20 protein-coding genes and 1 tRNA gene are annotated in these 22,141 nt (G+C 63.7%); 16 read left to right on the top strand and 5 right to left on the bottom strand.

Translation table 11 applies throughout. The features are described from left to right. Positions 1 to 7 precede the first annotated feature (7 nt). Positions 8 to 484: a transcription elongation factor GreA gene (gene greA / locus L0U83_RS09330; protein ID WP_233882251.1), complete on the top strand. Its 477-nt coding sequence runs from the start codon at positions 8 to 10 to the stop codon at positions 482 to 484. A gap of 87 nt (positions 485 to 571) precedes the next feature. Next, the gene (locus tag L0U83_RS09325) at positions 572 to 1,033 is read left to right on the top strand and encodes a DUF4149 domain-containing protein (RefSeq protein WP_233883820.1); all 462 of its coding nucleotides are present in this window, start codon (positions 572 to 574) and stop codon (positions 1,031 to 1,033) included. A 56-nt stretch (positions 1,034 to 1,089) separates the two neighbouring features. Here the strand turns inward: L0U83_RS09325 and L0U83_RS09320 are convergent, their stop codons facing one another. Further along, positions 1,090 to 1,635: a YhbY family RNA-binding protein gene (locus tag L0U83_RS09320; RefSeq protein ID WP_233882249.1), complete on the bottom strand. Its 546-nt coding sequence runs from the start codon at positions 1,633 to 1,635 to the stop codon at positions 1,090 to 1,092. Between the two features lie 273 nt (positions 1,636 to 1,908). Between L0U83_RS09320 and L0U83_RS09315 the strand changes: the two genes are divergently transcribed. The 11 genes from L0U83_RS09315 (at position 1,909) to phoR (ending at position 14,452) form a co-directional block, all read left to right on the top strand. Further along, positions 1,909 to 2,571: an RlmE family RNA methyltransferase gene (locus L0U83_RS09315; RefSeq protein WP_233882248.1), complete on the top strand. Its 663-nt coding sequence runs from the start codon at positions 1,909 to 1,911 to the stop codon at positions 2,569 to 2,571. Positions 2,572 to 2,763: 192 nt separating this feature from the next. Continuing rightward, a complete protein-coding gene (gene ftsH, locus L0U83_RS09310; RefSeq protein ID WP_233882245.1) occupies positions 2,764 to 4,650 on the top strand; it encodes an ATP-dependent zinc metalloprotease FtsH in 1,887 nt (628 codons plus the stop codon). A 119-nt stretch (positions 4,651 to 4,769) separates the two neighbouring features. After that, the gene (folP, locus tag L0U83_RS09305; protein ID WP_233883819.1) at positions 4,770 to 5,675 is read left to right on the top strand and encodes a dihydropteroate synthase; all 906 of its coding nucleotides are present in this window, start codon (positions 4,770 to 4,772) and stop codon (positions 5,673 to 5,675) included. A gap of 99 nt (positions 5,676 to 5,774) precedes the next feature. After that, the gene (gene glmM / locus L0U83_RS09300; protein ID WP_233882237.1) at positions 5,775 to 7,130 is read left to right on the top strand and encodes a phosphoglucosamine mutase; all 1,356 of its coding nucleotides are present in this window, start codon (positions 5,775 to 5,777) and stop codon (positions 7,128 to 7,130) included. A 419-nt stretch (positions 7,131 to 7,549) separates the two neighbouring features. Next, entirely contained in the window at positions 7,550 to 8,581 is a 1,032-nt protein-coding gene (gene pstS, locus L0U83_RS09295; RefSeq protein WP_233882235.1) for a phosphate ABC transporter substrate-binding protein PstS, read from the top strand. Between the two features lie 211 nt (positions 8,582 to 8,792). Then, entirely contained in the window at positions 8,793 to 9,779 is a 987-nt protein-coding gene (gene pstC, locus L0U83_RS09290; protein WP_233882233.1) for a phosphate ABC transporter permease PstC, read from the top strand. Further along, a complete protein-coding gene (gene pstA / locus L0U83_RS09285) occupies positions 9,776 to 10,672 on the top strand; it encodes a phosphate ABC transporter permease PstA (RefSeq protein WP_233882231.1) in 897 nt (298 codons plus the stop codon). The genes pstC and pstA overlap by 4 nt, the downstream gene beginning before the upstream one ends. 14 nt (positions 10,673 to 10,686) lie before the next feature. Next, positions 10,687 to 11,547: a phosphate ABC transporter ATP-binding protein PstB gene (gene pstB, locus L0U83_RS09280; protein WP_233882229.1), complete on the top strand. Its 861-nt coding sequence runs from the start codon at positions 10,687 to 10,689 to the stop codon at positions 11,545 to 11,547. A 19-nt stretch (positions 11,548 to 11,566) separates the two neighbouring features. Beyond that, on the top strand, positions 11,567 to 12,271 hold the full coding sequence (gene phoU / locus L0U83_RS09275; protein WP_158758206.1) for a phosphate signaling complex protein PhoU: 705 nt from the start codon (positions 11,567 to 11,569) through the stop codon (positions 12,269 to 12,271). 33 nt (positions 12,272 to 12,304) lie between these two features. Then, positions 12,305 to 13,006 (top strand): phosphate regulon transcriptional regulator PhoB, encoded by a 702-nt coding sequence (gene phoB, locus L0U83_RS09270; protein ID WP_042261377.1) that lies wholly within the window; start codon positions 12,305 to 12,307, stop codon positions 13,004 to 13,006. A 132-nt stretch (positions 13,007 to 13,138) separates the two neighbouring features. Next, positions 13,139 to 14,452: a phosphate regulon sensor histidine kinase PhoR gene (gene phoR, locus L0U83_RS09265; protein ID WP_233882227.1), complete on the top strand. Its 1,314-nt coding sequence runs from the start codon at positions 13,139 to 13,141 to the stop codon at positions 14,450 to 14,452. Positions 14,453 to 14,531: 79 nt separating this feature from the next. On the opposite strand, the gene ppk1 is transcribed toward phoR, so the two are convergent. Next, positions 14,532 to 16,595, bottom strand: coding sequence for a polyphosphate kinase 1 (ppk1, locus tag L0U83_RS09260; protein WP_233882225.1), 2,064 nt, complete (start codon positions 16,593 to 16,595; stop codon positions 14,532 to 14,534). Positions 16,596 to 16,706: 111 nt separating this feature from the next. Then, a complete protein-coding gene (locus tag L0U83_RS09255; RefSeq protein WP_233882223.1) occupies positions 16,707 to 16,907 on the bottom strand; it encodes a hypothetical protein in 201 nt (66 codons plus the stop codon). Here L0U83_RS09255 and ppx point away from each other — a divergent pair. Next, a complete protein-coding gene (gene ppx / locus L0U83_RS09250; protein ID WP_373321026.1) occupies positions 16,810 to 18,411 on the top strand; it encodes an exopolyphosphatase in 1,602 nt (533 codons plus the stop codon). The two genes, L0U83_RS09255 and ppx, sit on opposite strands and share 98 nt — an antisense overlap. A gap of 115 nt (positions 18,412 to 18,526) precedes the next feature. Here the strand turns inward: ppx and L0U83_RS09245 are convergent, their stop codons facing one another. Together L0U83_RS09245 and sixA are read right to left on the bottom strand one after the other, a co-directional pair. Continuing rightward, positions 18,527 to 19,345: a GNAT family N-acetyltransferase gene (locus tag L0U83_RS09245; RefSeq protein ID WP_233882219.1), complete on the bottom strand. Its 819-nt coding sequence runs from the start codon at positions 19,343 to 19,345 to the stop codon at positions 18,527 to 18,529. 232 nt (positions 19,346 to 19,577) lie between these two features. After that, positions 19,578 to 20,042, bottom strand: coding sequence for a phosphohistidine phosphatase SixA (gene sixA, locus L0U83_RS09240; RefSeq protein ID WP_233882217.1), 465 nt, complete (start codon positions 20,040 to 20,042; stop codon positions 19,578 to 19,580). A gap of 178 nt (positions 20,043 to 20,220) precedes the next feature. Between sixA and L0U83_RS09235 the strand changes: the two genes are divergently transcribed. After that, positions 20,221 to 20,297, top strand: a tRNA-Pro gene (locus L0U83_RS09235). Positions 20,298 to 20,457: 160 nt separating this feature from the next. Continuing rightward, positions 20,458 to 22,077: an NAD(P)/FAD-dependent oxidoreductase gene (locus L0U83_RS09230; RefSeq protein WP_233882215.1), complete on the top strand. Its 1,620-nt coding sequence runs from the start codon at positions 20,458 to 20,460 to the stop codon at positions 22,075 to 22,077. Positions 22,078 to 22,141: the final 64 nt, after the last annotated feature.

The raw sequence follows: 22,141 nt of genomic DNA, 5'->3' as shown, positions 1-22,141 counted from the left end.
GTTGTTTATGAGCACGATTCCCTTGACCAAGCGCGGCGCAGACCAACTTCGCGGAGAGCTGCAGCGCCTGAAATCCGTCGAGCGTCCGGCGGTCATCAATTCGATCGCGGAAGCGCGCGCGCAAGGCGATCTGTCGGAAAACGCGGAATACGACGCCGCGAAGGAAAAGCAGGGCTTCATCGAAGGCCGTATCGCCGAGATCGAGTCGAAGCTGGCTGCTGCGCAGATCATCGACCCGGCCACGCTCGAAGCGGACGGCCGCGTGGTGTTCGGCTCGACAGTGGATCTCGAAGACCTCGATTCGGGCAAGACGGTGACCTACCAGATCGTCGGTGACGACGAAGCCGACCTCGAGCACGGCCTGATCTCGGTCAGCTCGCCCATCGCGCGCGCGCTGATCGGCAAGTCCGAAGGCGATGTCGCCGAAGTGCAAGCTCCGAGCGGCGTGCGCGAGTACGAGGTCATCGAGGTTCGCTACGTCTGAGGGCACATCGACGTGAGTACCGCAAGTCAGGCGGGTTACGCCGCTCCCGTTTCGCTCGTTCCGCACCGGATCTTCGGGCTGTTGGCCATGTTGTGGGTCGGTAGCCAGCTGACCATCGGCTATGCGGTTGCGCCCGTTTTGTTCGCGTCGCTCGAAAGGGTGGTGGCCGGCGGGCTTGCCGCTCAGCTCTTTCGTCTTGAAGGCATGATCGGCGTGGTGTGCGGCGTACTGTTGCTCGGGCTGTCGAACGTGCTCGCGCGCCGCGGCGCGCTGGGCTATCGCCGGTTGCGCTGGATTCTGGCTGCCATGCTGCTGTGCGTGCTGATCGGCTATTTCGCGCTGCAGCCATTCATGAACGCGTTGCGCGTTCAGGCCATGAGCGCGGGCATGGATGTGGCCAGCTCGCCGTATGCGAGCCGCTTCGGCTTGCTGCACGGCGTGTCGAGTCTGTTCTATCTCGTGCAGAGCCTGCTGGGTGCGTGGCTCGTCTGGCTGCTGCCTTCTGCGCACGGCACGCTGCCGCGGCATCTTGGAGCCAGCTCGCAGTAAACGAATGCCCCGCCGCTGGCGCAGACAAAAAAAGCGCGGCTCGAAGGCCGCGCTTTTTACTTCGAACCCTGGTGGGCCCGTTTGGAGCTGGTTTGGCGCTTCTTGGCGCGCTTGATGTTGCCGCCTTGCGTGACGCGCTCGTTACCCTTGACCGTCACTTTTTGCGACTTCGGCTTGCGCATGGGGTTGTCGCTGGCCTTGACGACCTTGACGGTGCGCGGAGCGGCGCCACGCTTGCCCGCTTCCCGGGCGCTCGGTACGTCGGCTGACGGGCGCGACACGGTGCCGCGGGCGCCGGCGCGCGCGGTCGTGGCCTTCGCCTTGGCTTCCTCGGGCTTGTAGATGACGAGCAGCTTGCCGATGTGCTGGATCGGGGCGGCGCTCAGGCGGTCGCAGATCTCTTCGTAGATCGCAAGGCGCTCTTCGCGCTCGTCACCGAACACGCGCACCTTGATGAGTTGGTGCGCGGCAAGGTGAACCTTGATTTCCTTGACCACGGCGTCGGTCAGTCCCTCGGCGCCGATGAGTACGACCGGTTTGAGCGCGTGAGCCTGGGAGCGCAGTTCGGAGCGCTGTTCGGCGGAAAGAGTGAGGGCGGGCATGGGATGTGGCAGACTCGACTAAAATGACGGCGCCGCGCGGGTCGACAGGCATGAATTGACAACCTGGGCAGACGTGAATGCGGTCCGCGAGGAGCGGGCCACCAGCGGGCAAAGCGCGTCGGAACAACGGAAAACCGTGGGGAACGGCAGGGCGCGGGCCAAAAACGCCGGCGGAGAAAAGAACATCCGGCCAGGCGGGCCGCGACGGCCGCACGAATAAAACGCGTATTATCCGCTAAAAGCGCGGAATCACGCAGCAAGAGTTCATCATTAATGGCAAAAAATCGCTTCAACCAGTCGTGGCTGCACGACCATATCAACGACCCGTACGTGAAAATGGCGCAGCGGGAGGGCTATCGCGCTCGCGCCGCTTACAAGCTCAAGGAAATCGACGAGCAGGACAAGCTGATCCGCCCAGGCATGGTGATCGTGGACCTGGGCGCCGCGCCTGGCAGCTGGAGCCAGTACGCGCGCAACAAGCTTGCGCAAGGCACGAAACGCGACGACCAGCGGCAGGGTGGTATCGACGGCACGATCATCGCGCTCGACCTCCTGCCCATGGAGCCCATCTCCGACGTGCAGTTCCTGCAGGGTGACTTCCGCGAGGACGACGTGCTCGCACAACTGGAAGAATTGGTGAGTGGGCGCCCAGTCGATCTTGTAATTTCGGACATGGCGCCCAATCTCTCAGGGGTCGCGTCGGCTGACGCGGCGCGTATCGAACACGTGTGCGATCTCGCACTCGAGTTTTCGCAGAATCATCTGAAACCCGATGGTGCCCTTTTAGTCAAATGTTTCCACGGCAGCGGTTACAGCCAGATCGTCGAGAAGTTCAAGCAGCAGTTCAAGGTCGTGGCGGCGCGCAAACCGAAGGCTTCGCGCGATAAATCGTCCGAAACGTTTATATTGGGTAAACATCTGAAGCGTCCCGGTTAAACGGGGCACGATTGCCGTGCAAATGGCGCGAACTGACCGCAAAATGGGTGCAAGAGGCGGACAGGACAAGGCGCTCGGGCTATTCCTGCGGTAGCGAAACGTTATGGCAGGGGTCGGTGTACTGGATTAGAATGCTTTGGTGGTGTCGCAAGGCAAATGTAGGCGCCCATCTATGAGTGAAGGAGTGGTGCTTTGAACAACAACATGTTTTCGAAGGCAGCAGTGTGGCTGGTGATAGCACTGGTGCTGTTTACGGTGTTCAAGCAGTTCGACAAGCCCCGTGTCCAGGAAGGCGTCTCGTACTCGCAGTTCATGGACGACGCGAAGTCCGGCAAGGTCAAGAGCGTCGTGGTGCAGGGGCGGAACCTCACGGTCACTCCGGCGGACGGCCAGAAATACCAGATCGTCTCTCCGGGCGACATCTGGATGGTCGGCGACCTGATGAAATACGGCGTGCAGGTGAGCGGCAAGGCCGACGAAGAGCCGAATGCGCTCGTTTCGGCGTTGTATTACCTTGGACCGACGATACTGATCATCGTGTTCTGGTTCTACATGATGAGGCAGATGCAGGGGGGCGGCAAAGGCGGGGCGTTCTCCTTTGGTAAATCGCGCGCCCGCCTGATCGACGAGAACAACAACGCGGTCAACTTCTCCGACGTTGCGGGTTGCGACGAAGCCAAGGAAGAAGTGTCGGAACTCGTCGACTTCCTGCGCGATCCGCAAAAATTCCAGAAGCTGGGTGGACGCATTCCACGTGGCGTGCTGCTCGTTGGCCCTCCGGGTACGGGTAAGACACTGCTTGCGCGCGCCATTGCCGGCGAAGCGAAGGTGCCGTTCTTCAGCATCTCGGGTTCGGACTTCGTGGAAATGTTCGTTGGCGTGGGCGCGGCCCGTGTGCGCGACATGTTCGAGCAGGCCAAGAAGCACGCGCCCTGTATCGTGTTCATCGACGAAATCGACGCGGTCGGCCGCCATCGTGGCGCCGGCATGGGCGGTGGCAACGACGAACGCGAGCAGACGCTGAACCAGATGCTGGTCGAGATGGACGGCTTCGAGGCAAACTCGGGCGTCATCGTGATCGCGGCAACCAACCGTTCTGATGTGCTCGACAAGGCGCTGCTGCGTCCGGGCCGTTTCGACCGCCAGGTGTATGTGGGTCTGCCGGACATTCGTGGCCGCGAACAGATCATGAAGGTGCACCTGCGCAAGGTGCCGATCGCCAACGACGTGGATGCAGCGGTTATCGCGCGTGGCACGCCGGGCTTTTCGGGTGCTGACCTCGCGAACCTCGTGAATGAAGCAGCGCTCTTCGCGGCGCGCCGCGGCAAGCGCATCGTTGAAATGCAGGACTTCGAAGACGCGAAGGACAAGATCTTCATGGGTCCGGAGCGCAAGTCGGCCGTGATCCGCGAAGAAGCGAAGCGCGCCACGGCGTACCACGAGTCGGGTCACGCGGTCGTCGCGAAGCTGCTGCCGAAGGCGGACCCGGTGCACAAAGTCACGATCATTCCCCGTGGCCGTGCGCTGGGCGTGACGTGGCAGTTGCCCGAGCACGACAACGAAACGTATTCGAAGGACTATCTGCTGGATCGTTTGGCCATCCTGTTCGGCGGCCGCGTGGCGGAAGAGCTGTTCATGAACCTGATCAGCACGGGCGCCTCGGACGACTTCAACAAGGCGACGCAAACGGCCCGCGCCATGGTCACGCGCTTCGGCATGACCGACGCGCTCGGACCAATGGTCTACGCCGACGATGAGAACGACGGCAGCCCGTTCGGCAAGGGCTTCACGCGCGCGATCTCGGAAGCGACGCAGCAAAAGGTCGACGCGGAAATCCGCCGCGTGCTCGACGAGCAGTACAACCTCGCGAAGCGCTTGCTCGACGAGAACCGCGACAAGGTCGAAGCCATGACCGCGGCACTCATGGAATGGGAAACGATCGACGCCGATCAGATCAACGACATCATGGCCGGCCGTCCGCCGCGTTCGCCGAAAAGCTCGCCGTCGCCGGGCGACGCGTCCTCGGGTGGCAGCACGGGCACCGAGGTCAAACCCGGTAGCGCCACTGCACCGGCGTGATCCTTATCGAGTAAAGTTGCGGGCCGGTGTGATGTTCACATCGGCCCGTTTTGCATTTCTGGCGCGCCTGCGTGCCGCCGCATCTCGTTACACATCTGACGTTTCTTGACGTGCCCAACATCTCCTCGCAAGGTAGTCTCCCACCTGAGCCGCTCGCGTGCGGCCGCTTCACGCTGACTTTCGAGCGTCCGCTCGTCATGGGCATCCTCAACGCCACGCCCGACTCGTTTTCCGACGGCGGCCGCTATATCGCGTTTGGCGACGCCTTGCGCCGCGCGGAGCAGATGATGCTCGACGGCGTCGATATCATCGACATTGGCGGTGAATCGACACGGCCTGGTGCGCCGCCCGTGCCGCTTGGCGAGGAACTCGAGCGCGTGATTCCACTTGTGGAAAAGCTCAAGGGCGCGAACGTGCCGCTCTCGATCGACACGTACAAGCCCGAAGTCATGCGCGCTGCGCTCGCGGCAGGCGCCGATCTGATCAACGACATCTGGGGTTTCCGGATGCCCGGCGCGATCGACGCCGTGCGCGGCAGCGACTGCGGGCTGTGTGTGATGCACATGCTCGGCGAGCCGCAGACCATGCAGGTGGGCGAGCCCGACTACGTGGACGTCGTGCGCGAGGTGCGCGAGTTTCTCGCACAGCGTTGCGCCGAACTCGAAGCGGCGGGCGTGGCGAAGGCGCGCATCAGTGTGGATCCGGGCTTCGGCTTCGGCAAGACGGTGGTGGAGCACAATTACGCGCTGCTCGCGCACCTGCCTGAGACGGCGCCCGAAGTTGCGGCAGGCGTCGCGCCGTATCCGATCCTCGCCGGCATGTCGCGCAAGTCGATGCTCGGCGCGCTCGTGAACCGGCCCGCGCCCGAACGCGTTGCGGCGAGCGTTGCGGCGGCCGTGTGCGCGGCTGAACGCGGCGCGGCGATCATTCGCGTGCATGACGTCGCGCCCACCGTGGACGCACTCAAGGTCTGGGCGGCGATGCGCGACGCGATGGCGCGCGGCGTACAGTCCGCTCGAGGCTAAGCGAGCGCGCCTGGCGAGCGCGTTCCAGCGCGAGATGCGCAGACGCATCCGGCTGGCGAAAATACAGGATAAAGCAGCACCAAACCGAGGGATAGAAAGATGGGACGTCGTTATTTCGGAACTGATGGGGTGCGTGGCAAGGTCGGCGAGGCGCCGATCACGCCCGATTTCGTGCTTCGGCTAGGCTACGCGGCAGGCAAGGTGCTCGCGGGCTCGGCGGCGGGATCCGGCGGGCCGCGCCCGTCCGTGCTGATCGGCAAGGACACGCGTATCTCGGGCTATATGCTCGAAGCTTCCCTGGAAGCGGGGCTTTCGGCTGCCGGGATCGACGTGATGCTGGCTGGCCCGATGACAACGCCTGGCATCGCCTACCTCACGCGTGCGCTACGGCTCGCCGCGGGCGTCGTGATCAGCGCGTCGCACAATCCCTACTACGACAACGGCATCAAGTTCTTCTCCGCCGATGGCAACAAGCTCCCCGACGAGGTGGAGACGCAAATCGAGCAACAGCTCGAGCAACCGCTCGCCTGCGCGCCGTCCGAGCAGCTCGGCCGCGCGCGCCGCCTGCACGATGCGGGCGGGCGCTACATCGAGTTCTGCAAGAGCACGTTTCCGCAGGCGTTCAACCTGCGCGGCCTGAAGCTCGTGATCGATTGCGCCAACGGTGCGGGTTATGACATCGCGCCGCACGTGTTCCACGAACTGGGCGCGGACGTGATTCCGATCGGCGTATCACCGAACGGCTTCAACATCAACGACGGTGTGGGCGCGACAGCGCCCGACGCACTCGTGCGCGCCGTGCGCGCGAATCACGCGGACCTCGGCATCGCGCTGGACGGCGACGCCGACCGTCTCCAGGTGGTGGACGCACAAGGGCGCCTCTACAACGGCGACGAGCTGCTCTACGTGCTCGTGAAGGACCGCATCGCGACAGATGGCAAGGTGGAAGGCGCGGTGGGTACGCTCATGACCAATCTCGCGATCGAGCAGGCGCTCGACGGCCTTGGCGTGCAACTTGTGCGCGCGAACGTGGGTGACCGCTACGTGCTGGAGCAACTGCGCGAGCGCGGCTGGCAACTCGGCGCCGAAGGCTCGGGTCACATTCTTTCGCTCGACCGTCACACGACCGGTGACGGCATCGTCTCGGCGCTGCTCGTGCTCGCGGCGATGAAGCGCAGCGGTAAGACGCTCGCGCAGCTGCTCGACGGCGTGAAGCTGTTTCCGCAGAAGCTCATCAACGTGCGCATCGCGCAAGGCGCCGACTGGAAAGGCAACGTGGAGGTCCAGCAGTCGATCGCATCCGCCGAGGCGGAATTGAAGGGCAAAGGGCGTGTGCTGATCCGCGCTTCTGGCACAGAACCGGTGCTGCGCGTCATGGTCGAAGCCCGCGAGGAGCGCGACACGCTGCATTACGCCGAGGCGATCGCCAGCGTGGTCAAACGTTCGATCGCGTGATCGGCGGCTGTTACTGAATCACGCTAGCGTCAAACCGATGAGCACGCCGGTGCAACCCGCCGTCGTGCTCATCGTTTTATGCGCATCTATTTTTGCAAATTTTTCGGCGTCAAAACGGAATCAGGCAAACGGTTAAAACATTCGTATAACGGTTTGCAAACCACTTTCGAGGGATTCCTCGAATTATTTCATCGGACCCCGGGACGTCGTTCGAGCGTCCGTCTGGCGGGCTTTCCAGCCTCCGCCACCCTTGCTGGCCACGCTGCAACCGCGCTTCGCAAATCGGCCAATACGCATATCCACGCGCCTTTCAGCCAGTAATCGTATTGTCACGTTCGCTTCATGAATCGTCACAGTACTGTCACAGAGACCCCCTAAGCTTCGCGGTGTCGTTCATCCGCTCACACACTGGAGGTCTCATGAAATTGATGCAAACCGCGCTCGCTGGCGTTGCTGGCGCGCTCTTCGCGATCGCAGCGCAGGCTGCTGACATCACCGGCGCGGGTAGCACCTTCGCAGCACCGATCTATACGAAATGGGCGGATGCCTATCAGAAGTCGGGCGGCGGCAAGGTGAATTACCAAGGCATTGGCTCGTCGGGTGGCATCAAGCAGATTCAGGCCAAGACCGTTGACTTCGCGGGCTCGGACGCTCCGCTGAAGGACGAGGATCTGGCCAAGGAAGGCCTGTTCCAGTTCCCGACGGTGGTCGGCGGCGTCGTGCCGGCGATCAACGTGCCGGGCGTCAAGGCCGGCGAAATCACGCTGTCGGGCCCGGTGCTCGGCGACATCTACCTCGGCAAGATCAAGAAGTGGAACGATCCGGCCATCGTCGCGCTGAACCCGAAGGTCAAGCTGCCTGACCTCGATATCGCCGTGGTGCGCCGCGCCGACGGGTCGGGTACCAGCTTCATCTGGACGAACTACCTCTCGAAGGTCAACCCCGAGTGGAAGAGCAAGGTCGGCGAAGGCACGACCGTGAACTGGCCGACGGGTACGGGCGGCAAGGGCAACGACGGCGTCGCAGCCTTCGTGCAGCGTCTGCCGGGCGCGATCGGCTACGTCGAGTGGGCGTACGCCAAGCAAAATCACATGGTCTACACTGCCATGAAGAACGAGTCGGGTGCTGTTGTTCAGCCGGATACCGAAACGTTCAAGGCAGCCGCCGCTGGCGCGGACTGGAAGAAGTCGTTCTACCAGATCCTGACGAACGAGCCGGGCAAGGACGCATGGCCGGTCGTCGGCGCGACCTTCGTGCTGCTGCACACCGCGCAGGACAAGCCGGACCAAGGCAAGGAAACGCTCAAGTTCTTCGACTGGGCTTTCAAGAACGGCACGCCGGCTGCTGACAGCCTCGACTACATCTCGCTGCCGCCGTCGGTCGTGAGCGAAATCAAGTCGCAGTGGAAGGAGAAGGTCAAGGACGCGAGCGGCAAGCCGGTCGCTGAATAAGCAAAGCGTCAGGCAAGCGTAAAAAAGGCCGCCGCGTGACGCGCGCGGCCTGTTCGCTTGTGGCTTGCCTGATTCCGCGCTGTCCATGATGTGCCGCCCGCCTTCCGGCTGAGTCGTCAGTAATAACGGTCGGAGGTCGGGCGATCTGCAGTCCGACGGCTGCATCAACGTCGTGAGCCCCGCGCTCGCGGCAACTGGAACCCTGGTCACCATGTCCGACGTCCCGCTCGTGTCGAACCCGCCCGGCAACGCCGCGCAGCAAAAAGCGCCCAGCCCGGCAGGGGACATCATTTTTGGCGGCCTCGCGCGCCTCGCTGCCATCGTCACGCTGTTGCTGCTCGGCGGCATCATCGTGTCGCTGCTCGTCGCTTCGCTGCCGACGATGCAGAAGTTCGGTTTCGCATTCCTCTGGACTGCCGACTGGGATCCACCCAGTGAGCAGTTCGGCGCGCTCGTGCCCATCTACGGCACGATCGCCACCTCGCTCATCGCGCTCATCATCGCCGTGCCTGTGAGCTTCGGCATCGCACTCTTTCTCACCGAGCTTTCGCCCGCGTGGCTGCGCCGGCCGCTCGGCATCGCCATCGAACTACTCGCCGCGATCCCCTCGATCGTCTACGGTATGTGGGGTCTGCTCGTATTCGCGCCGATCTTCGCGCAGTGGTTCGAAAAGCCGCTCGGCTCGCTGCTGGGCGGCATGCCGATCGTCGGCGCGCTGTTTCAGGGCGCGCCCATCGGCATCGGCATTCTGTGCGCCGGCGTGATTCTCGCGATCATGATCATTCCGTACATCGCCTCGGTCATGCGCGACGTGTTCGAAGTCACGCCCGTGCTGCTCAAGGAGTCGGCCTACGGCATCGGCTGCACGACATGGGAAGTGATGTGGAAGATCGTGCTGCCGTTCACCAAGACCGGCGTGATCGGCGGCGTGATGCTCGGCCTTGGCCGCGCGCTTGGCGAGACGATGGCCGTCACGTTCGTGATCGGCAATACGAATCTGCTCGACAACGTGTCACTCTTTTCGCCGGGCAACAGTATCACCTCGGCGCTCGCCAACGAGTTCGCGGAAGCGAGCCCGGGCCTGCACACGGCCGCGCTGATGGAACTCGGCCTGATCCTCTTCGTGATTACGTTCATCGTGCTTTCGATCTCGAAGCTCATGTTGCTGCGCCTTGAAAAATCGGAGGGTGCGCGATGAGCGAACCGATGATGAAAATTCCGGGTGCGATTTACGGTCCCGAACTGGATCGCATGCGCGACAAGCTGCAGCGCCGCCGCCGCGTGACCAACGCGATCGCGCTCTCGCTTTCCCTCGCCGCGATGGCGTTCGGCCTTCTCTGGCTCGTGTGGATTCTGTACACGACGATTTCGCTCGGCATCGGCGGCCTTTCGGTCGAACTGTTCACGCAGTCCACGCCGCCGCCGAACACCGATGGCGGCGGTCTGCTCAACGCCATCGTCGGCAGCCTGCTGCTCGTTGTGATCGCAACGTTCGTCGGTACGCCGATCGGCATTCTTGCGGGCATCTATCTCGCGGAATACGGCCAGAAGGGCTGGCTTGCGAGCGTCACGCGCTTCATCAACGACATTCTGCTGTCGGCGCCTTCGATTGTCGTCGGCTTGTTCGTCTACGCGCTCGTGGTCGCGAAGATGGGGCACTTCAGCGGCTGGGCCGGGGCGATTGCGCTCGCGTTGCTGCAGATCCCGATCGTGATCCGCACGACCGAGAACATGCTCAAGCTCGTGCCGAACGCGCTGCGCGAAGCGGCTTTCGCACTCGGCACGCCGAAGTGGAAGATGGTGCTCTCCATCACGCTCAAGGCGTCGATTGCGGGCATCGTGACGGGGGTGCTGCTCGCAATCGCCCGTATCGCTGGCGAAACCGCGCCGCTGCTCTTCACCGCGCTGTCGAACCAGTTCTTCAGCGCCGACATGAATCAACCGATCGCGAACCTGCCGGTCACGATCTTCAAGTTTGCGATGAGCCCGTTTGCGCAGTGGCAGTCGCTTGCGTGGGCCGGCGTCTTCCTGATCACGCTGGGCGTGCTGGGTCTGAATATCCTCGCGCGCACGATCTTTTCGAAAAAGTAAGGGCGGAGTTCCCGATGAACATGGCTGAGAGTCACCTCAACACCGCTGCGCACGGCAATGCGCCCTCCGCTGGGTTTGAACCTGCGGATCCCGCCCAGAACGCACCCCTGGCGGCGCTGGGCAAGCCGAAGATCGAAGTGAAGGATCTGAACTTCTTCTACGGCAAGTACCACGCGCTGAAGAACATCAACCTGCAGATTCCCGAAGGCAAGGTGACGGCGTTCATCGGCCCGTCGGGCTGCGGCAAGTCCACGCTCCTGCGCACCTTCAACAAGATGTTCGCGCTCTATCCGGAGCAGCGTGCCGAAGGCGAGATCGTGATGGACGGCGAGAACCTGCTCGCGACCAAGCGCGACATTTCGCTGCTGCGCGCGCGCATCGGCATGGTGTTCCAGAAGCCGACCCCGTTCCCGATGTCGATTTACGACAACATCGCATTCGGCGTGAAGATGTTCGAGAAGCTCTCGCGCCCGGAAATGGACGACCGCGTGGAGTGGGCGCTCACCAAGGCCGCGCTGTGGAACGAAGTGAAGGACAAGCTCGGCCAGAGCGGCTACGGCCTCTCGGGCGGCCAGCAGCAGCGCCTGTGTATCGCGCGCGGCATTGCGATCCGTCCCGAAGTGCTATTGCTCGACGAGCCGTGCTCGGCGCTCGATCCGATTTCCACGGGCCGTATCGAAGAGCTGATCGCGGAACTCAAGAGCGACTACACGGTGGTGATCGTCACCCATAACATGCAGCAGGCCGCGCGTTGCTCGGACTACACTGCATATATGTACCTGGGTGAGCTGATCGAGTTCGGCGACACCGAAAAGATCTTCATCAAGCCGGTCCGCAAGGAAACGGAAGACTACATCACTGGCCGCTTCGGCTGATCGTTGCAGGGAGCAAATCATGTCCGACAAACACTTGTCCAGCCAGTTCGACGCCGATTTGAACCTCATTTCGTCGAAGGTGCTCGAAATGGGCGGCCTCGTCGAATCGCAGATCATCACGGCAATGCAGGCGCTCAACGATTTCGACGGCGAAGCTGCCGCGCGCGTGATCGCCGCCGAAGACCGCCTCAACACGATGGAAGTCGAGATCGACGAGGAGTGCAGCAACATCATCGCGCGCCGCCAGCCGGCCGCGCGTGACCTGCGCCTCGTACTCGCCATTTCGAAGACCATCACGAACCTCGAGCGCGCCGGCGACGAAGCCGAGAAGATCGCCAAGCGCACGAAGCGCCTGATGGAAGACGGCGCTTCGCGCACCGTCAACATCGCCGAGATCAAGGTCTCGGGCGAGATGGCCGTGTCGATCCTGCGCCGCGCGCTCGACGCGTTCGCGCGCCTCGACACCGTGGCCGCCGCGCAGATCGTGCGCGACGACAAGGCGATCGACGAGGAATTCCGCGCGTTCGTGCGCAAGCTCGTGAGCTACATGATGGAAGATCCGCGCACGATCTCCGTTGGCCTCGACTATCTGTTCATCGCCAAGGCGATCGAGCGGATCGGCGACCACGCGAAGAACATCGCGGAATTCATCATTTACATCGTGAAGGGCACCGACGTGCGGCACAAGTCGCGCGACGCGCTCGAACGCGAAGCACTTAGCTAATCACTCCACAGGTAACAAGGTCAAGAGGTGCCGATGCCTAGCAGCATTCTCGTCATCGAAGATGAGCCCGCCATTTCCGAGCTGATCTCGGTGAACCTGCAGCACGCAGGCCACTGCCCGATCCGCGCCTACAACGCGGAGCAGGCGCAGAACCTGATCAGCGACGTGCTGCCCGATCTCATCCTGCTCGACTGGATGTTGCCGGGCAAGTCGGGTGTGAACTTCGCGCGCGATCTGCGCAACAACGAGCGCACGAAGCATATTCCGATCATCATGCTGACCGCGCGTGGCGACGAGCAGGACAAGGTGCTCGGCCTCGAAATCGGAGCTGACGACTACGTGACGAAGCCGTTCTCGCCCAAGGAGCTGATGGCGCGCATCAAGGCGGTCTTGCGCCGCCGCGCGCCGCAGCTCACGGAAGACGTGGTGGCGATCAACGGTCTGAAGCTCGATCCGGCCACGCACCGCGTGGCGGCCGCCGCCGAAGGCTCGGAGATCAAGCTCGATCTCGGCCCGACCGAGTTCCGCCTGCTGCACTTCTTCATGACGCATCCCGAGCGCGTGCACAGCCGCACGCAACTGCTCGACCAGGTGTGGGGCGATCACGTGTTCGTGGAAGAGCGCACGGTGGACGTGCACATCAAGCGTCTGCGTGCCGCCCTCAAGCCGGCAGGGTGCGATGCTATGATCGAAACGGTGCGCGGCAGCGGCTACCGTCTCGCCAAGAGCGCCTGAGCAGGAGCCATGGCCGCGTCGCAGGGTGAGTCACCGGGCGGCGCGACCGTTTGACTGTCGCCGTTATTCGCGCGGTGGCAACGAGATGTCGCGTGCCCGCATCCGACCGTATTTTTCTTCGATCGCAGGAACATGAACATCATCTGGGCGCGCTCCCTCGTATCGATCGTATTGCTCGCGCTCATTTGCGCGGGTATTGGCGCGATTTTTGGCGTCAAGATCGCGCTGGGCATCGCCGTGCTGGCGCTGCTCGCGCAAATGCTCTTCAGCACGTTCCACAAGCAGCGTCTTTGGCGCCTGCTCGACGCCCCTGTCTACGGCGAAGTGCCGAGCGCCCCCGGCATCTGGGGCGAAATCTACTACCGTCTGCACAAGCTCGCGAAGCGCTGGCACGCGCAGGTGCGCCAGGTGGAGCAGCAGCACTCGCGTTTCATCCAGGCTATCCAGGCCTCGCCCAACGGCGTCGCCATGCTCGACGATCATGACCAGATCGAGTGGTGCAACGCGATCTCCGAGATTCACTTCGGCCTCGACGCCAAGCGCGACCTGCGCCAGCACATCACGCATCTCGTGCGTCAGCCCGATTTCGTGCGCTACCTCAATTCGCACGACTACAAGGACATGCTGATCATGCGCGGCATGGGCGCCAAGCGTCAGAACGTGATCTCGGTGCAGGTGTTTCCGTACGGCGAGAGCCGCAAGCTCGTTCTTTCGCAGGACATCACCGAACTCGAGCGCACCGACGCCATGCGGCGCGACTTCGTGGCCAACGTCTCGCACGAGCTGAAAACGCCGATCACGGTACTCTCGGGCTTTCTCGAGACGATGCGCGAGCTGCCGCTCGGCGAAGCCGAGCGCAACCGCTACCTGGAGCTGATGGAGCAACAGGCCTCGCGCATGCGCCACATCGTCACCGACCTGCTCGTACTCGCGAAACTCGAAGGCGAGGGGCGTCAGCCCGGCGACCATATGGTCGATATGCGCGCGGTGCTCGGGCACGTGCGCGAGGACGCCGAAAGCCTGTCGGGCGGCCATCACCGCATCACGGCCGATTTCGACGATGGCCTGAGCGTCACCGGTTCCGAAACCGAGATCATGAGCGCACTCGGCAATCTGGCGACCAATGCGGTGCGCTACACGCCGGACGGCGGAACGGTGCATTTGTCCTGGCGCGCGGAACACGGCAGCGCGGTGTTTTCCGTCACCGACAGCGGCCTTGGCATTCCGGCCGCCGATATTCCGCGTCTGACCGAGCGCTTCTATCGCGTGGATCGAAGCCGCTCGCGCGACACGGGCGGCACGGGCCTGGGCCTTGCGATCGTCAAGCACGTGCTGCAGCGCCACGACGCGGCGCTCGAAGTGAAGAGCGAGGAAGGGCGGGGCAGCACGTTCACGGTGCGCTTCCCGACCGCGCGCACGACGAGAAGGCAGCCGGCGCCGGTGTGAGATCCTGCCGCCGCAATTGAAAAAGCCGCTTCATTCGAAGCGGCTTTTTTGCGTGCAGCGTTTTCGGCGCGTCAGCGCATCACGGACAGAACTTCGCCAGCAAGCTCAACTGCGCATTGCGCACGGCCTTGCCCGCGCGGCGGCGGCGATAGTGGCCGTCGCTTTGCATGAGCCACGCCGCCTGATTGTCGCCGAGGAAAGTGGAAAGCCCTTCGGCGATCACGCGGCGCTTGAGCCTGCGGTCGTGAATCGGGAACGCCACTTCGACGCGGCGGAACAGGTTGCGATCCATCCAGTCCGCGCTCGACAAATAGACGTCTTCCTTGCCGCCCGCATAGAAGTAGTAAATGCGATGGTGCTCGAGGAAACGCCCGACTATCGAGCGTACCGTGATGTTCTCGGAGAGCCCCGGCACGCCGGGCTGCAACGAGCACACGCCACGGATGATGAGGTCGATCTTCACGCCGGCCTGCGATGCTTCGTACAACTCGTCGATGACGGTCGGCTCGAGCAGCGCGTTCATCTTCGCGACGATGCGCGCCTTCTTGCCCGCGCGCGCGGCTTCGGCTTCGTTGCGGATCGCCTCGATCATCTTCGGATGCAGCGTGAACGGTGACTGCCACAGATCATGCAGTTGCAGCTCGCCGCCGATGCCGGTGAGCTGCTGGAAGACGTGGTGCACGTCTTCGCACATCCTCGGCTCCGAGGTCATGAGACCGAAGTCGGAGTAGAGGCGCGCCGTGCGCGGATGGTAGTTGCCGGTACCCAGGTGCACGTAGCGGCGCAGCACCATGCGGCCGTTCACGGGCACGCGGCGCACGATCAGCATCATCTTGGCATGGCACTTGTGGCCCACGACGCCGTACACCACGTGCGCGCCCACGGCTTCGAGCTGCGCGGCCCAGTTGATGTTGGTCTCTTCGTCGAAGCGCGCGAGCAGCTCCACGACCACCGTCACTTCCTTGCCGTTGCGCGCGGCCTGCATGAGCGCGTCCATGAGCGGCGAGTCGGTGCCAGTGCGGTAGATCGTCTGTTTGATCGCGAGCACGTTCGGATCGTTTGCGGCCTGCAGCAGCAGTTCCAGCACGGGCTGGAAGCTCTCGTACGGATGATGCAGGAGCACGTCGCCCTGATCGATCGCATCGAACATGTTGCTGTTCGCGGCGATGCGCCGCGGAATGGCGGGCACATGCGGCACGAACTTGAGGTCGGGGCGATCGACCATCTCGGGCAACTGCATGAGGCGCACGAGATTCACGGGGCCATCGACGAAATAGCAGTCTTTTTCGTCGAGGCCGCTTTCGTCGAGCAGGCGCTTCACGAGGTGCGGGGGCGTTTCCGCCGACACTTCGAGCCGCACCGCATTGCCCAGGTGCCGCGCGGGCAGTTCGCCCTGCAGCGCCACGCGCAGGTTGGTGATTTCGTCTTCGTCGACGAAGAGTTCACTGTTGCGCGTGATGCGGAACTGGTTGCAGCTGCGCACGACGAGGCTCGGGAACAGTTCGCCCACGAAGCGCTGCAGCAGCGAGCCGAGCAGCACGAAGCCGTGCTGGAAGCCGGAAAGCTCCTGCGGCATGCGCACGAGGCGCGGCAGCGCGCGCGGCGCCTGCACGATGCCCATGACGGCCTGGCGCCCGAAGGCGTCCTTGCCTTCGAGTTCGACCACGAAGTTCAGGCTCTTGTTGAGCACGCGCGGGAACGGGTGCGCGGGGTCGAGCCCGATGGGCGTGAGAACGGGCAGCAGTTCGTCGAAGAAGTATTTGCGCGCCCATGCGGTTTGCGCTTCGTTCCAGGCGTCGGTGCCGTGGAAGTAGATGCCTTCCTGTTCGAGCGCGGGCAGCACGGTGTCGTGCAGCATGCGGTACTGGCGATGCACGAGACGCTGCGCGCGTTCGACCACGAGGTCGTACACGTGCTGCAGCGACATGCCGTCGGGCGAGAGCGCGCCAGGGTTGTCGCGCATCTGCTCCTGAAGTCCGGCCATGCGGACTTCGAAGAATTCGTCGAGGTTGCTGCTGGTGATGCAGATGAAGCGCAAGCGCTCCAGCAAAGGAACAGCGGGATCGGACGCCTGTGCGAGCACGCGCTCATTGAATCCCAGAATGCCCAGTTCGCGATTGAGTAGTGGATAGCGGATGGACATCGGCAATGAAAACGGAATGTCAGGGAATGATTCGAACGGACGCTCGGAAATTCTCACAGTAATATGACTTTATTGTGACATTCGGTGTGTCATAAATTTTACGCCGCATTTTCACGAAATCGACAAGTCGCGTTGCGAACATGCACGCTGGGTAAAAGTACCCATGGTCATGACGAATGCGAGGAGCGACATGGTGAAGTCGGCTACGCTTAAAATGACGCATTTGGACAGCGCGGCGGCGGCGCAGCAAGCCCGCATGGCTGCGCGGTCGTCTTCGTATGCACGCATGGAGCCTGCCCCCTCGATGGTCATCAATCCCCACCTGCTTGCCGCCGTCGATCTCGGTTCGAACAGCTTTCGTCTGATCGTAGGCCGCGTCGAGGAAACCGACGCCGGCAGCCAGATCTACCCGGTGGATGCACTGCGCGAACCCGTGCGGCTCGCGGCCGGCCTGTCGAAGGACAAACTGCTCGACCGCGCCTCGCAGGTGCGTGGCTGGGACGCGCTCAAGCGCTTCGGCGAGCGGCTGCGCGACTTTCATCCCGACCAGGTGCGCGCAGTGGCGACCAATACGCTGCGCGTGGCCAAGAACGCGCGCGAGTTCCTCGCCGAGGCGGAAGCCGCGCTCGGCTTCCCGATCGAAGTGATCGCGGGCCGCGAAGAAGCGCGCCTCATCTATGCGGGCGCCGCGCACTCGGTGCCGGCGAGCGCGGGCAAGCGTTTCGTGGTGGACATCGGTGGCGGCTCGACCGAGTTCATCATCGGCGCGCACTACACGCCGATCCGCATGGAAAGCCTCTATATCGGCTGCGTGAGCCATAGCCGCCAGTTCTTCCCCTCGGGCAACGTCGACGAGTACACCATGCGCCAGGCCGAGCTGGCGGCCACGCGCGAAATCCAGATCATTTCCGCGGACTACCGCAAGACCGGCTGGGACCAGGCGATCGGCTCGTCGGGTACGGCGCGCGCGCTCGCGGAACTCGTCGAGGCGAACGGCTTCAACGATCCCGGCATCACGCACGGCATTTCGCGCGGCGGGCTCGAGCGCCTGAAGCGCGCACTCATCAAGGCCGAGAACGTGAACCGGCTCAAGCTCGTCGCGCTCAAGCCCGACCGCATTCCTGTGCTCGCGGGCGGTCTCTCGATCATGATCGCGGTGTTCGAGGAGCTCGGCATCGACTACGTCGATACCACGGATGGCGCGTTGCGCCTGGGGGTCCTCTATGACCTGCTAGGCCGTTCGCAGCACGAGGACATGCGTACGGTCACGGTGGAGGGCTTCATGCGCCGCTACGGCGTGGATCGCGCGCAGGCGGGGCGCATCGGCGAGTTGGCCGTGAAGTTCTATGACCAGTTCGAGGAGCCCGACGAGGAGCGCCGCGAAGAGAACCGCATGTTCCTCACGTGGGCCGCGTCGCTGCACGAAATCGGCCTTTCGATCTCGCACAGCGCGTATCACAAGCATTCGGCCTACATCGCCAGCAACGCGGACATGCCCGGCTTCTCGCGCACCGACCAGGCGCGCCTCGCCGCGCTGGTGCTCGGCCACGTGGGCAAGCTCGGCAAGCTCTCGCAAACGCGCGATGTGGAGTGGCCGCTGCTGTTCTGCCTGCGTCTCGCCGCACTGCTGACGCGCCGCCGCGCCGACGTCGGTCTGCCGCACATCACGGTGGAGGAAGAGGGCAACGGCTACGAGGTGCTGCTGCCCAATGCGTGGGTCCAGAACAATCCGCTCACCGACTACAACCTCGTTCAGGAAGCGGCGGAATGGGGCAAGATCGGCATTCCGTACCGCGTGGTTTATACGGAGGAGTGAGCGCCGCGCGCTACGCGCCTCGCGAATGAAAAAGCCCGGCTCATGTCTGAGCCGGGCTTTTTTTCGTGCGCTGATTTTGCCCGCTGCATTTGCCCACTGAAGGGCCGCTGAGGACCTAGCGAGTGATGGCTTCGCCGAGGAAGTGGCGCGCATAACGCTCGTTGATCTCCGAGAGCCGGAAGAGCGTGAGGAAGTCGGCGGTGTTGAAGTCGGGGTCCCAGGCGGGCGCACCGCAGATCTTCGCGCCGAGGCGCAGATAGCCTTTGATGAGCGGCGGCGGCACGGCGCTCGCGCCGGTGCGTAGTTCCTCGACGGGCAGCGGCGTGTGCGGGAACGCGCGATATTCGGGCGCGGTCAGCGCGTTCGCGCCGAGCGCGCAATACAGGTTCGCCGCGTAATGGCCGCCGTCGGCCATGGCGACGCTCGCGCAGCCGAGCATCGTCTCGTAGCCGTTGTGCTGCATATAGCCGCCCAGTCCGCCCCACAGCGACATGATGACCGAGCCGCTGCGGTAGTCGGGGTGCACGCACGAGCGGCCCACTTCGACCATTTTCGGGCGCAGATGCGCGAGACGCGAGACGTCGAATTCGCTTTCGGCATAGAGGCGGCCGATGCGCGCCGCCTGGTGCGGCGGCAGCACGCGGTAGGTCCCGACGACCTTGAGTGTGTCGAGGTCGCGCACGAGCAGGTGGTCGCAGTAGGCGTCGAAGGCGTCGACGTCGAGACCGGCGGGGCCGGTCAGGCGTGCGCCCATCTCTTCGGCGAACACGCGGTAGCGCAGACGCTGGGCCTCGCGCAGTTCCTCGTCGGTGCGAGCCCAGGCCACCTGCAGCCGATGCTGCGCGGTGACCGTTTCTTCGGCGCGCGGCAAGCGTCGGTTCGACTCGAACAGAGTCGAGGCGAACGGCAGGGAGGGCGTCGGCAGATCTCGCATGGGGCGTCCTGGTCGGAAGTAAGAGAACTTTCCCGGCAATTTAGTAATACGCGGTTACGTTTCCATGAAAACGCAATGACGATTCGATGACGTGGTGTAAGGCAGACGGACGAGCTGGCCGAAAGGCCGGGGGCGGCGGGCGTGTTTGGACCGCGCGTTTGAACTGCGCGTTTGAACCGCTACAGGGCCGCGTACACGCGGCCCAGCGGGGCAGGCGCAGGCGGGTGGAGGACTAGACGAGATCGGGCGTGATGGCCGCGTGCAGGACGGCCTCGTCGCCGCCGTTTCGTTCGCGGCTGGCGAGCCAGAGCACGCCGGCTTTCTTCACGGCCCAGCTGCGCGGATCGGTGCCGCCCGAGAGCAGCCGCGCCGCGACCTCGCCGAGCGTGGGCTGATGGCCAACCACCACGACCGTGGACGAGAGGCCCTCGGGCCAGCCCACGGCGGTGAGTACCTCCTCGACGCTCGCGTCGGGCGCGAGTTCGCGCACGACGCGATATTGATCGGTGAGCGCCTCGGCGGTCTGGATGGTGCGCGCGGCGGGGCTCGCGAGGATCACGGCGTCGTCGGGCAGGCGGGCGCGGAGCCACCGCGCGACGTTCTGTGCCTGCTTGCGCCCGCGCGTGGTGAGCTGGCGGGCGAGGTCGCTGGCGGCGATGTCTTCGGCTTCGGCGTGGCGCCAGAGGATGAGGTGCATGGCGTCTCCTTTTTTTGGGCGGATTGGGGTGCACGTGCGGCGTGTGCTCTCATGGTGCGCGCCCCGCCGGTGAGCGGCAAGCGCGTGATGCGGATCGCTTTTCGTATCCTTTTTTTGTCTTTATGGCTTGCGGGGATTTGACGGCGCAGGGGCAGTACCGATACAATCTCTGATTCGTCGGAGCGTAGCGCAGCCTGGTAGCGCATCTGATTTGGGATCAGAGGGTCGTAGGTTCGAATCCTATCGCTCCGACCAGCAATACCGAGGGGTTACACGCCATTGGCCTGTAGCCCCTTTTTCTTTTCTCCCGATTCCGCTCGCGTTTCATCGCACGGCTGCGTTCCATTTGAAAAGCCGCCGAGCTTATAAAATACGGATCGGCCACAATTCCCGTGGCGATCGCACCCTGGCAGCCATGTTACGTCTATCCGAAGTCAAACTCCCCCTCGACCACGCCGAAAGCGAACTTGAAGCCGCGATTCGGGGACGCCTCGCGGAACTCGGTGTAGCGGACGAGCTCGTCCGCTACACCGTATTTCGCCGTGCGCATGATGCACGCAAGCGCTCGGATATCAAGCTGACCTATATCGTCGACATCGAAGTCAAGGACGAAGCGAAGGTGTTCAAGCGGATCGCCGGCAAGCCGCATTGCGGGGTGACGCCGGACATGACCTATCGCTTTGTCGCGAAGGCGCCGGAGCACTCGACGCGCCCGCGCCCGGTGGTGATCGGCATGGGGCCGTGCGGGCTGTTTGCAGGACTGATCCTCGCGCAGATGGGCTTTCGTCCCATCATTCTCGAACGCGGCAAAGCCGTGCGCGAGCGCACCAAGGACACCTTCGGCCTGTGGCGCAAGTCCGTGCTCAACCCTGAATCGAACGTGCAGTTCGGCGAAGGCGGGGCCGGGACGTTTTCCGACGGCAAGCTGTACAGCCAGATCAAGGATCCGAACCACTACGGCCGCAAGGTGCTCGAGGAGTTCGTCAAGGCGGGTGCGCCGGAAGACATCCTGTATCTGAGCCGCCCGCACATCGGCACGTTCCGTCTCGTCAGCATGGTGGAAAAGATGCGCGCCACCATCCACGAACTGGGCGGCGAAGTGCGCTTCGAAACCCGCGTCGAAGACATCGACATCGAGCAGGGCAAGGTGCGCGCGCTCAAGCTCTCGAACGGCGAGACGCTGCCGTGCGACCATGTCGTGCTGGCCGTCGGCCACAGCGCGCGCGACACGTTCCAGATGCTGCACGATCGCGGCGTGTTCATGGAAGCCAAGCCGTTCTCGCTGGGTTTTCGCATCGAGCATCCGCAGGGCTTGATCGATCGCAGCCGCTTCGGCAAGTTTGCCGGCCACAAGCAACTCGGCGCGGCCGACTACAAGGTGGTCCATCACGCCAACAACGGACGGGCTGTCTACAGCTTTTGCATGTGCCCCGGCGGCACGGTGGTCGCGGCGACCTCCGAACCCGGCCGCGTGGTCACCAACGGCATGAGCCAGTATTCGCGGGCCGAGCGCAACGCGAATGCGGGTATCGTCGTCGGCATCACGCCGGAGGACTATCCGGGCGGACCGCTCGCGGGCATCGCATTCCAGCGCAAGTGGGAAGAGCGGGCGTTCGAACTCGGCGGCGGCAATTACCAGGCGCCGGGTCAACTGGTCGGCGACTTTATCGCGGGCCGGCCGTCGACGTCGCTGGGCTCCGTGGTGCCGTCTTACAAGCCGGGTGTGCACCCGACCGATCTCAGCACCGCGCTGCCCGACTACGTGATCGAAGCCATCCGTGAAGCCCTTCCCCAGATCGACAAGAAGATCGCAGGCTTCGCGATGCACGACGCGGTGCTCACGGGCGTCGAGACGCGCACATCGTCACCCCTGCGGATTCGTCGCAAGGACGATTACCAAAGCGTGAACGTCCAGGGTCTGTATCCGGCCGGCGAAGGCGCCGGGTATGCCGGCGGCATCTACTCGGCGGCCATCGACGGCATCGAAGTGGCGCAAGCCGTGGCACTCGATCTGACATCGGCGCACACGTCCTGATCGGCGGGGAACGACGGGCGGGATGCGTCGGCGCGTCTCTCAGTCGTTCCTCAGTGCGTCCCTC

Origin of the sequence: Paraburkholderia flagellata (assembly GCF_021390645.1) — a bacterium.
Lineage (GTDB): Bacteria > Pseudomonadota > Gammaproteobacteria > Burkholderiales > Burkholderiaceae > Paraburkholderia > Paraburkholderia flagellata.
Note: the sequence above shows the minus strand (reverse complement) of the source record. Positions and strands in the feature narration are given on the sequence as shown.